Below are 11656 nucleotides of genomic sequence, written 5' to 3' on the forward strand. Positions count from 1 at the left end.
CCTAAGACCGCTTGGCCCTCCGACTTGGACGGGCTGGCGCAGCGCGTGCGCGCGGCGCGCCGCCGCGCGGCCGAAGTGTGGTGGATCGCGTCGTACAGCGCGCTGCGGGTCGCCGCCGCGGGCGCCGACGGCGCGACGCCGATCGTGCCGCACGGCGATGCCAGCCCCGAGACCGCCGGCGCGCAGAAATTGCTCGACGACGACGCGGCGCCGGCCGATTGGCCGGTGGCGCCGGCCGGTCCGTCGGTCCTGCCGCCTGAGCGATATGCGGTGCCCGCCGATCCGTATGCCGCGCCGCCCGGCCCCTCCGTCGGCGTGGCCCCGGGGCGCGCCGGCCTGCATCGTTTCCCGCGCGGCCCGCAACCGGGCACCTTCCTGCACGGCCTGCTGGAATGGGCCGGCGCCGAGGGTTTCGCGCAGGCCGTGGGCGAGCCGGAAGCGCTGGCCGACGTGGTGGCGCGCCGCTGCAACCGGCGCGGCTGGTCCGCCTGGATCCATCCGCTGCGCGACTGGCTCGCCGCGCTGCTGCAGGCCCCGCTGCCGCTGCGCGGCGCCGCGCCGCTGGTGCTGGCCGCGCTGCGCGACTACCAGGTGGAAATGGAATTCTGGTTCGAAAGCCGCCACGTCGACGTCGCGCGCCTGGACCGCCTGGTGCGCCGCCATACCCTGGACGGCGCCGACCGGCCGCCGCTGGAAGCGCAGCAGCTCAACGGCATGTTCAAGGGCTTCATCGACCTCGCGTTCGAACACGAAGGCCGCTACTACGTGGCCGACTACAAGTCCAACTGGCTGGGCGCCGACGACGGCGCCTATACCGAGGCGGCGATGCGCGCCGAAATCCTGGCCAAGCGCTACGACCTGCAATACGTGCTGTACCTGCTGGCGCTGCACCGGCAGTTGAAAGCCCGGCTGCCCGGCTACGACTACGACCGCCATCTGGGCGGCGCCGTCTATCTGTTCCTGCGCGGCACGGCGTCGGCCACCGCCGGCGTCTTCTTCGACCGCCCGCCGCGCGCCGCCATCGAAAGCCTCGATGCGTTGTTCAGCGGAATAATGGTGGAGGAGGGGACATGAATGACCGCGCAGGCCGCGCGATTGCCGCGGCCCGGATGCCGGACGGCGCAGGGAGGCCGTTCCGATGACCACGGCCAGCCGTTCCCGGGGCGTGTCTTCCTCCAGCCTGCCGCGCGACGCCGCCGAGCTGCGCAGCCTGCTCGGGCTGTGGGTCGAGCGCGGCTGGCTGCGCACGCTGGACCGCGCGCTGGCGGAATTCTTCCTCGACCTGCGTCCCGAAACCGACGTCCGGGTGGCGCTGGCGGCCGCGCTGGCCAGCGGCCGGCTCGGCCACGGCCACGTGTGCCTGGACCTGGAAGACGCCCTGGCCAGCCCGGGCGAGGTGCTGCCGCCGCCCCCCGACGGCGGCGGCGAGCCCGCGCCGTGGCAGCCGCAGCAGGTGCTGGCCGGCCAGCGCGCCGGCGCCTGGCTGGCCGCGCTACGCGCCAGCCCGCTGGTGGAAGCCGCCGGCGGCGGCACGCAGGCGGCCCAGGGCGACCTGTTCGCCGACGCCGGCGACCCCGGCAATCGTCCGCTGGTGCTGTGCGGACCGCGGCTCTACCTGCGCCGCTACTGGCGCTACGAACGGCAGGTGGTGGAAGGGCTGCGCGCCCGCCTGCTGGCCCCGGCGGCGCCGCCGCCCGGCCTGCGCGCGCGGCTGGACCGCCTGTTCGGCCCGCCGCCGCCCGGCGGCATGCCGATCGACTGGCAGAAACTGGCCTGCGCGATCGCCGCGCGCGGCGCCTTCGGCATCATTACCGGCGGCCCCGGCACCGGCAAGACGACCACCGTGGTGCGCCTGCTGGCCGTCCTGCAGGAACCGGCGGTGGAGGCCGGCCGGCCGCTGCGGGTGCGGCTGGCCGCGCCCACCGGCAAGGCGGCGGCCCGGCTGTCGGCCTCCATCGGCGAGCAGATCGGCCGGCTCGACGTCGCCCCCGGGGTGCGGGCGGCGATCCCGGCCGACGTCGTCACGGTGCACCGGCTGCTGGGGCGCCGCGCCGGCAGCCGCCAGTTCCGCCACCATGCCGGCCGGCCGCTGCCGCTCGACGTGCTGGTGGTCGACGAGGCCTCCATGGTCGACCTGGAAATGATGGCCAGCCTGCTGGACGCGCTGCCGCCCGACGCCCGGCTGGTGCTGATCGGCGACAAGGACCAGCTGGCCTCGGTCGAGGCCGGCGCGGTCTTGGGCGACCTGTGCCGCGACGCCGAAGAAGGGCGCTACGGCGCCTCGACCCGGCAGTGGCTGGAAGCGGCCACCGGCCTCGCGCTGCGCGACCCGCGGCTGCGCGAGGGCGACGCGGCGCGCCACCTGCTGGCGCAGCAGACCGTGATGCTGCGCGACTCGCGCCGCTTCGGCCCCGACAGCGGCATCGGCCGGCTGGCGCGCAGCGTCAACGCCGGCGACCCGGCGGCCGCGTGCGCCGAACTGCAAAGGCTGGCGGACAGCGCCGGCAGCGGCATATCGCTATTGTCCGCCGCCGACGATGGCGCGGCCTTCGCCAGCCGCCTCGATACCCTGCTGCTCGACGGCCCGCCGGGCGCGCAAGCCGTTGCGCCGGGGCACGCCGCCTATCTGCATGCGCTGCGCGACGCGCGGCCGGTGGATGCGGCGCCCGGCGATGCCGCCTGGGAAGACTGGGCGCGCGCCATCCTGGCCGCGTTCGACCGCTTCCGCGTCCTGTGCGCCGTGCGGCAAGGCGATCATGGCGTCGTGCGCAGCAACCAGCGCATCGCGCGGCTGCTGCGCGCGCGCGGCCTGATCGAGCGCGAAGACGGCTGGTACGAAGGCCGCCCGGTGCTGGTCACGCGCAACGATCCGGCCACCGGCCTGGTCAACGGCGACATCGGCATCGCGCTGGAACTGCCCGCGCCCGGCGCGGCGCCGGCGCTGCGCGTGGCCTTCCTGCGCGGCGACGGCGGCGGCGTGCGTTTCGTGCTGCCGAGCCGGCTCGGCGCGGTCGAAACCGCCTACGCGATGACGGTGCACAAGTCGCAGGGGTCGGAATTCGCGCACACGGCGCTGCTGCTGCCGGACAGCGCCAGCCCGGTGCTGACGCGCGAGCTGGTCTATACCGGCATCACCCGCGCCGCCGCCTGGTTCACCCTGGTGGAGGCCGCCCCCGGCGTGTTCGGGACGGCGGTCGGCCGCCGGGTGCGGCGCGCCAGCGGGCTCGACATCTGCGCCTGAACGCCTGCCGGGCGGCCCCGGCAGGCATCGGCCCGCTTACCGCGACGTCTGCTCGTCCGTGGACGAAGCGCCGAGCGATCCACCGCCACGCACATCCGTGACCAAGGCGCTCCCCGACTGCGCCCACACGCTGTACACCAGAGCGCTGGGCATGAAGTTGCCGTAATAGGGCGACGAGGTAGCGTTCGACAATTCGTTGATGAATTGCTGGCTCTGCGTATAGGTGCCGCCGTAGGGACGGGAATCCAGGTTGACCGAAGCCGCGTTGGTCTGGTCGCCGACCAGATCCCTGACCAGCTCGGGGCTGGAGGCGCGCGAATCCATGTCGATGACCCCCGCCTTGATGTTGGCGCCGTTCGGCAGGTTGTCGACGATGGTGGCCGCGGTCAGGGTGACTCGTCCGCCGTTCGAGCCGGTGCTGGTTTCGATCTGGCCGATCGAAACGCTGTCGGCCGCCCGGTAGACGATGTCGCCCTGGCCCGTGGTCTTGGCCTGCGGGCCCATGGCGATGCTGCCGTCGCTGATCAGCGACACGCTGCCCTTGCCCGCGGCCGTCACGTTGCCGTCCTGCGCGATGTCGCCGCCGGACTGCAGCACGATGCGGCCGTCGCCCGTGCCGGATACGCCGCTGCCGATGCCCAGGTCGCCGGCCGTGGTCAGCACGATGTCGCCGGCGGCGCCGAGGGCGTCGCCGTTGCCCGCGCCGGCCAGGGCCAGCTCGCCGCCGTACAGGTTGTTCACGTAGATGCCGCCCGTTCCGCCCTGGGCGCTCAGGCTGTGGATCATCACGTCCATGCCGTTGTCGGCGGAGCCGACGCCGCGCGCGGCGTCGAGGACCAGGCGCTCGGCCGTCACGCTGGCGACGCCGGCGCCGGCATCGCGGATCGCGCCGCCGGCCGCCTGCAGGCTCACCGCATGGCCGTCGGCGTTGATCGTATCGACCACGATGTCGCCGCTGGCGCTGCGCACCGAAACGTCGCCCGCCGGGCTTTGCACGCTCAGGCCGGCCAGGCCGTCGGCTTCGTCGATGTCCACGGCGCCGCCGGCGGTGGCCGACAGCCGGTCGACCTGCGTCTGCACGGCGATGTCGCCCGCTGCCGCCAGCGTGGCGCTGTCGGCGGCCACCCGGGTGGCGGCGTCGCCGTCGTCGCGCAGGGCGCCGGCGGCGGCAGTGAGGGTGGCCTGGCCGCTGACCGCGACCGCGCCGAGGGTGGCGTCGCCCAGGCGTACCAGCAGGTTGGCGTTGCCCTGGCCTGCGGCCAGGCTGTCGACGGCGATCGCCTTGGCCTGGTCCAGGTTCACGTCGCCCGCCGTGCTGCCGGCGCGCAGGCGGTTGACGTCGAGCCGCAGCGCGCCGAGGGGCCCGTTGCCGATGCCGGTGGCGGCCGCCAGGCCGAGCGCGTCGGCGACGATCTGCGGATCGGTGCCGGCGGCGGCGCTGGTGATGGCGTCGCCGGAGGTCAGGCTGACGTTGCCGCTGCCCGCGCCGGCCGACACGCTGTTGACGGCGATGCCGCCGGCGGCGCCGACGGTGATGTCGCCGTCGGCGGTGCGGATCTGGTCGAGCGCGATGCTGCCGGTCTCGTCGATGGCCACGTCGCCCTGGCCGAGTACCGCGACGGAAGCGCGGTCGGCACGGGTATGGATCGCCACGCCGTCCTGGGCCTGGACCTGCAGGTCGGCAGCCTGGATCAGGCCGCCGGTGCCGGTGTTCACGCTGCCGGCGGAGGTCAGCGCGACGGTGCCAGTGGTCGATCGCACGTCGAACGCGGTGATGTCGCCGCCCGCGTTGACCTGCAGCAGGCCGTCGGCGTTGCCTGCCTGGGTCAGTTGCAGCGCGTCGGCCTCGTCCACGTTGAGCGTGCCGCCCTGCGTGACCTGGGCGGTGAGGGTATCGATGCGGGTCTTCAGCGGCTGGGCCAGCGAACCGATGCCGGTCGCCGCGGCGGCGTTCAGGTCCTTGCCGGCCACGTGGTAGGCGGCCGAGGCGTTGCCCTCGATGCTGCCGGTTTCGGCCGCCAGCCGGACGTTGCCGTCCTGCGTATCGATGGTGTTGACCCGGATGTTGCCCTTCGCGCCGTACGACACGTCGCCGTCGCCGCTGACGATGGTCGACGTGCCGTCGGCCATCGTGATGTTGCCGGCGGTCGCGGTGGCCGTGACCGGACCGTTGGCGGTCAGGATGTCGGCGTTCTGGTTGATGTTGCCGCCGGCCGTGGCGCTGACCGAATCCAGCGCGGTCACGACGCCGTTCAGCGTGAGGGCGCCGCTGGCGTTGAACGTGGCATTGGTGCCGGTGATCGTCTCCAGCGTCATGTCGCCGCCGTGGGCGGTGTACGAGATGTCGCCGGCGCCGGTGACCGTGGTCGAGGTGCCGTCGGCCATCGTGACGTCGCCGGCGGTCGAATCGATCGTCACGTTGCCGGTGTCGGTGGCGATGTCGGCGTTCTGCGTGACGGCGCCGCCGGCGGTGGCGGCGACGTCGGCCTTGCCGGTCACGCTGCCGCCCAGCAGGATGGCGCCGCTGGCGTCCAGCGCGATATTGCCGTTGCCGGTGCTGTCGACGTGCTTCCCGACGTTGAGCGAACCCTGCTTGACGGTAACGCTGATGTTGCCGCCGCTGGCCTCCAGGCCGTTGAGCGCCGGCGCGCCGCCGGACGTTGCCACGGAGTCGACCAGCAGGTCGCCGCTGAGGTCGGCCAGCGCGATGCCGCCGGTGCCGCCGCTCGCCTCCAGGCGGGCCGCCTCGATGTTCAGCGCCTTGCCGGCGCCGATGCCGCTGCCGGCGCTCAGGCTCAGATTGGCGGCGGTGAGGTTGCTGGCGTCGTCGGCCAGGCCGTTGTCGATGCCGCCGCTGGCCACCAGGGTGATGGTGTTGTCGCTGGTGCCGCCGGTGGCGGTGCCGATGCTGCCCAGCGCCATCGAACCCGCCAGCGTGGTCAGGAACACGTCGCCCTGGGTGGTCGACAAGGTGCCGACCGCCAGGTCGTCCGCTTCGGCGATCTGGATCGCGCCGCCGGCCAGGCCGTCCAGGGCGTTGACCTGGGTCGTCAGCCGGCCGCCGGTGATGCCGATGCTGCCGCCGGCGGTCAGGGTCAGGTGGTCGCCGGAGATGCCGGTGGCGGCATCGCCGTCGCCATCGATGCGGCCGCCGGCCGTCAGCGTGATGGCGCCGGTGCTGGCATCGGCGCTCAGGGTGCCGACCACCAGATTGCCGGCGCTGTCGATGTCGAGGTTGCCGTCGGCTACGGTCGCCAGGTTCGCCACGAGGTCGCCCGTGTTGTGGATGCCGAGATCGCCGTCGGCCACCGTCACCTGATGCGCGACGAGGTCGCCCGCGTTGCGGATGTCGAGGTCGCCGGTGCCGGTGAGGGCGGCGGTCAGGCCCGCGAACCGGGTATCCATGTCCACCGCGTTGACGGCGGTGATGGCCAGTTCGCCGCCCTGCGCATTGAGATCGGCGCCGTTGCCATCGATGATGGCACCGCCGCTCTCCAGCGTTACCGTATGGGTGCCGGCGGTGTCGTCCACCGACTGGTCCAGCTTGAGGTCGGCGTCGGTATCCAGCGTGATGTCGCCCGCGCCGCTCACGCCGCGGACGGCGCCCAGTTCGCTTACGGTGATCAGCTGGCCGGTGCGGTTGCTGATGTTCACGCCGCCCGCGCCGCCGTCGGCCGCCAGGGTCGACACCTTGGTGTTGACCGCCTGGTTCATGCCGATGCCGTTGCCGGCGACGGCCGTCAGTTCCGGCGTGACCAGCGTGCCGCCGGCGCCGAGGATCGCCCCGCCGGCGTTCAGGTCGATGGACGTGTCGCTGTTGACGGTGCCCACCACGCTGATGTTCTGGTCGGCCTGGGCCTTGATCGTCTCGCCGGAGGCGACCTTGATGTCGCCCAGGCCCAGGTTGCCGGCCGTCTCCAGGTACAGGCTGGTGTTGAGCGCGCCGTCCGCGCCGCTGCCCGCGATGTCGAGCCTGTTGGCGGAAATGCCCAGCGGCTTGTCGGCCGAGCTGTCGATGTCCTTGTTCAGGTCGTAGGCGGCCACCGCCTGCCGGCGCAGCTGGCCGGCGGCGTTGAAGGCGACGGTCGCCTTGAACACCGACTGGTCGTCGGTGTTCTTCGAAATCTGCCAGGCGTCGCGCTGGGCGGTAAGGTCGTGCAGATTGTTGTTCGCCGCGGTCAGCGCGGCCTTGGCCTGGTCCAGCTCGTTGTTCAGGTCGTCGAGCTGGCCGTCGAGCGGGTTGAAGGTATAGGTTTCGAATACGTCCACCGCCGTCTGGGCGGCGGACAGGGCAAGGTCGACCACCGCGAACGCCGCGTCGGCGCCGGCATCGCCGGAGAACGGCACGGCCTGCGCGGCGCCGGCGACGACGGCCGCGGCATTGCGCACCACGGTCGCGGCGCTGAGCGCGGTATTCAGGCCGTCCAGCACCGATTGGGCCGCATCGACCAGGGCCGACAGATTGTCGACTTCGCGGGCCGTCGACTTCTCGTCCCGCGCGGCCTGCGCCTGCCGCGCGGCGGCGTCGGCCACCAGGCGCTGGTAGCTTTCGAGCTGCTGGATCGCCTCTTCGAGCTGGGCGATCTTGGCGTTGAGTTCGGCCTGCTTGGCGGAATATTCGGCGATCGCGGTCTCTTCCGTCAGCTGGGCGTCGCGCAGGGTCGGCGTGTGGACGCTGATCTCGACGTCGTTGCCGATGATGTTTTCCAGGCTGCCGTTGCCGTCCAGCAGCACCCCGTTGTGCGCGATGATCGACACGTCGCCGTTGCTGGTGGCGTCGAGCATGCCGATGGTGATGTTCGACTGCGCTTCCAGCCTGATCGAGCCGCCGTCGGTCTTCAGGTTGCCGACGATGATGGCGCCGTTGTAGCCGTCCAGGTCGGACTGGCCCAGCGCGGTCATCGTGATGCTGCCGCTGCCCCGTACGTAGATCGTGTCGGCCTGGTTCAGGAAGACGATGCTGCCGCTGGTGGCGACCAGTACCAGGTTCCCGTTCGGGTCCATGGCGATGGTGCCGCCATGGTTGTCCAGGATCGTGATGTCGGTGGCGGTGATCGACACGCCGCCGCTGCCCCGGTTTTCCAGCGTGCTGGCGTCCACCGCGATGGCGCCGGTGTTGGCCGCCTGCACGCCGCCGCTGCCGCCGGAAGCCGACAGCTGGCTGACGTTCAGCGCGAGCGTGCCGTTGCTGCCGATCCCCTGGTCGGCGCTGAGCGTCAGGCTGCGGGCCGTGACGTTCGCGTCGCCGGAGCCGCCGGCCAGCTTTTCGATGGCGCCGCCGCTGGCGATCGAGGCGTCGGCGCCGCCGGCGTCGACCACGCCCAGCGCGATGTCGCCGTCGCTGGCGATGCCGACCGCGCCGGCGCCGCCGGTGTCGGCCTTGACCAGCGACAGCGCCTGCCCGCCGCTGTTGGACACGAAGATGCCGCCGCTGCTGGTGTCGACCGTCAGCGTGCGGACCTGGGTTTCGAGGGAATCGGCCTGCGTGCCGAAGACGCCGGCCGTGACGGTCAGGTCTTTGGCGACGAAGTTCAGGTCGTTGCCGTTGGCGTCGGTTACCGCGCCGCTGTTGGAGAAATCGATGGCCTTGGTCGCGCCGGCCTGCAGCTTGCCGACGGCCGCGGTGCCCTGGTTGCTGAAGCCGATGTCGCCCTGCGCCGTGACGTCGACCTGCGTGAGCGTGCCGATGTTGGCGTAGTCGACGTCGCCGCCGCTGGTGATCGAGACCAGCCCCGTCCCGGCCACGGGATTGTTCGAGCTGTCGAGCCGGGCCGAGACCTGGGTGGCGAACGGCGTGGCGGCGCTACCCACCGAGGCGCCCGACAGGTCCAGCGAACCGGCGACCACGGCCGCGCCGTCAGTGGCGCCGGAGACCAGCGCGCCGGTCGCGTGCAGCGTCGCCTTGCCGGTGGTGCTGACCTCGTTCACGGTCATGTCGCCCGCGTGGGCCACGCTCACGGCGCCGTTCGATCCTTCGGCGGTCGCCGTCACGGTCAGCGCGCCGGTGGACGCATCGTTGACGTTGATCGCGCCCGTCGTGCTGGTGGCATCGAGCTGCGTAGTCTTCGTGTTCAATGCGGCGCCGGCGGCGCCGATGTCATCGTCCGCGGCCAGCGCGATGGTCTGGGCGGTGAGGGTGGAGCCGCCGCTGGCGGTGATGGCGCCGACGGTGCTCGTCAGCGAGATGTCGTGCGCGCCGCCGACGTTCAGGTCGCTGGCGACGACAATATCGCCCTGGTTGGAGAAGACCAGGTCCATCGGATTGGCGCCGGTCAGCGTCAACTGGTGGTTGCCGTGGTTGAAGGCGAGGGCGCCCACGTTGAAGTCGATGCTGACGTCGCCGTTGCCGGTGACGGCCGACAGGGCATCCAGCTTCTTGTCGTTGCTCAGGTACAGCCCGGCCGCGGCGGCGGTCACCGTGGCGTCGATCGTGTCGACGTCGGTCTCGATCTTGTCGGCCGCCGTGCCGACCGCGCCGCCGGCGTTGATCGCCAGGCCGGCGCCGCGCACGTTGAGCGCGCTGCCGTTGTTGTCGGTGGTGGCGCCGCTGGTGACGGTCAGCGACACCTGGCCGCCCGCGGCATCGATGCTGCCCAGTTTCAAGGCGCCCTGGCCGACCGAGACCGACACGTTGTTGTTCGCTCCGCCGGCCACCAGCGTGCCCACCGTCAGGCCGTTGTTCTCGCCGACGTAGATGCCGCCGTTGCCGGCCGCGGCATTGAGGGTTTCGGTCTGCAGCTTGAGGGCCGCGCCGTCGGCGCCGATGGCTCCGCCTGCCGTCAGGTTGATCGTCCGGCCCATCAGCGGCCCGCCGCCCGTGCCGCCAGACGATGGCGCGGCATAGATGTTGCCGCCGTCCGAAGTGAGATTGAGGGCGTTGCCCGCGGTGATCGCGCCGCCGACGATCAGGTCGCCGCCGGCTTCGATCGAGACGTTGGCGCTGCCGGCGGCGCCGTTGGCGAACCGGATGTTGCCGTTGGCATCGCTGAGCACCGTCAGGGCGACGTTCTGCCCGCCCACGTTGAGCACTTCGGACGTCTGGATCGCGCCCAGCATCAGGCCGCCGGCATTGCGGACGTTCACGCCGCCATTGCCGGCGGTGGCCGTCAGAATGTTCACGTCGGTGTTCAGCGCCTGGCCGTCCGTGCCGATGGAGCCGGCCGAGGTGAGGGTGGTCGACCACGCGGTGATGTTGGTCGCGCCCGGATCGGCGGACGTGATGCTGCCGCCTTCGCTGGCAATGATGGCGCGGCGCTGGTTGGTATCGTCGTTGGTGCCGGTCGTGATGGTGCCCAGGGCGACGCCGTCCGCCACGTCGGTGACGAGCACGTGGCCATTGACCGCCGAGGCGTTCAGGATGTCGGCGTCGACCCGCAGCGGGGCGTCCTCCGCCCCGATCGAGGCGCCGTCGGCCGTCACGGCCAGGTTCAGGGTATGCGCCTTGGTCAGGTTCGGCGTCGAAGTGGCGGACGCCGGGGTCGTGATCGATTGCGTGGCCGTCAGGGTGGCGGTGCCGGTGGCCGTGACCCGGCCGTTCTGGACGATGTTGGCGCCGGAAATGTCCAGCGTGGTGGCCTCGATGACGCCGGTGTTGTTGACCACAGACGACATCAGCGCGTTGGCCTGGTTGGCCGACAGCAGCACGTTCTGCGCGGTGAGGGTGCCGGTGTTCTTCACGCCCACCAGGTTGGCATCGGTGCCCGCCGCGGTCAGCGCATCGGCCGACACGCTGAAATCGATCAGGTTGCCGCCCTGCAGATTGACCGCGAACTGGTTGCCCGCCGCCAGCGTGATCTGCGCCACGTTGGCCATGACGAGATCGTCCTGGAGGCCGATGCTGCCGTTGTTCTCCACCGACGGCGCCACCAGGTAGACGAAGCCGTTGTCGCCCACCCTGATTTCGCCGTTGTTGACGATCTTGGCCAGGTTGTCGGCCGCCGCGAAGGTTAGGTTGCCGCCGGCCATGAAGGCGTCGTTGTCGACGTCCAGCGTGGTCGCCAGCAGGCCGGCCACGTCGATGTGGGCGCCGGCGCCGAACACGATGCCGTTCGGGTTGACCAGGAACACGCGGCCGTTGGCCTGCAGGGTGCCCAGGATGTTCGACTGCGCGGCGGTCGTCACCCGGTTCAGCACCACCGACGTGGAGCTCAGCTGCGCGAACTTGACCAGTTCGTTGGCCGAGATGCTGAAGTCGTTCCAGTTGATGACGGCCTTGTCGCTCGTCTGGTTGATGATGGTCTGCAGCGCCGTGGAGGTGTCGAAGGTGGCGCTGCCCCGGACCACGGTGCCGCCGGTCGGAGCGGCCAGGGCTACGCTGCCGTAGCCGGCGCTCAACAACGCGACGGAAAGAGAAGAGAGGACGAACGCTTTGCGAGCGGCATGACGCGTATTGTTCTTGCTGGACATGGCAATTAC

General features: G+C 71.7%; 2 protein-coding genes. One reads left to right on the forward strand and one right to left on the reverse strand.

Annotated features, from left to right (window positions below):
- Nucleotides 1–1138 precede the first annotated feature (1138 nt).
- A complete protein-coding gene (recD, locus tag ABD927_RS03855) occupies nucleotides 1139–3241 on the forward strand; it encodes an exodeoxyribonuclease V subunit alpha (protein ID WP_345246515.1) in 2103 nt (700 codons plus the stop codon).
- Nucleotides 3242–3277: 36 nt separating this feature from the next.
- On the opposite strand, the gene ABD927_RS03860 is transcribed toward recD, so the two are convergent.
- Complete coding sequence (locus tag ABD927_RS03860; RefSeq protein ID WP_345246517.1) at nucleotides 3278–11647, reverse strand: two-partner secretion domain-containing protein; 8370 nt, start codon at nucleotides 11645–11647, stop codon at nucleotides 3278–3280.
- Nucleotides 11648–11656: the final 9 nt, after the last annotated feature.

The sequence above is a fragment of the Pigmentiphaga soli genome, from assembly GCF_039541095.1.
Taxonomy (GTDB): domain Bacteria; phylum Pseudomonadota; class Gammaproteobacteria; order Burkholderiales; family Burkholderiaceae_B; genus Pigmentiphaga; species Pigmentiphaga soli.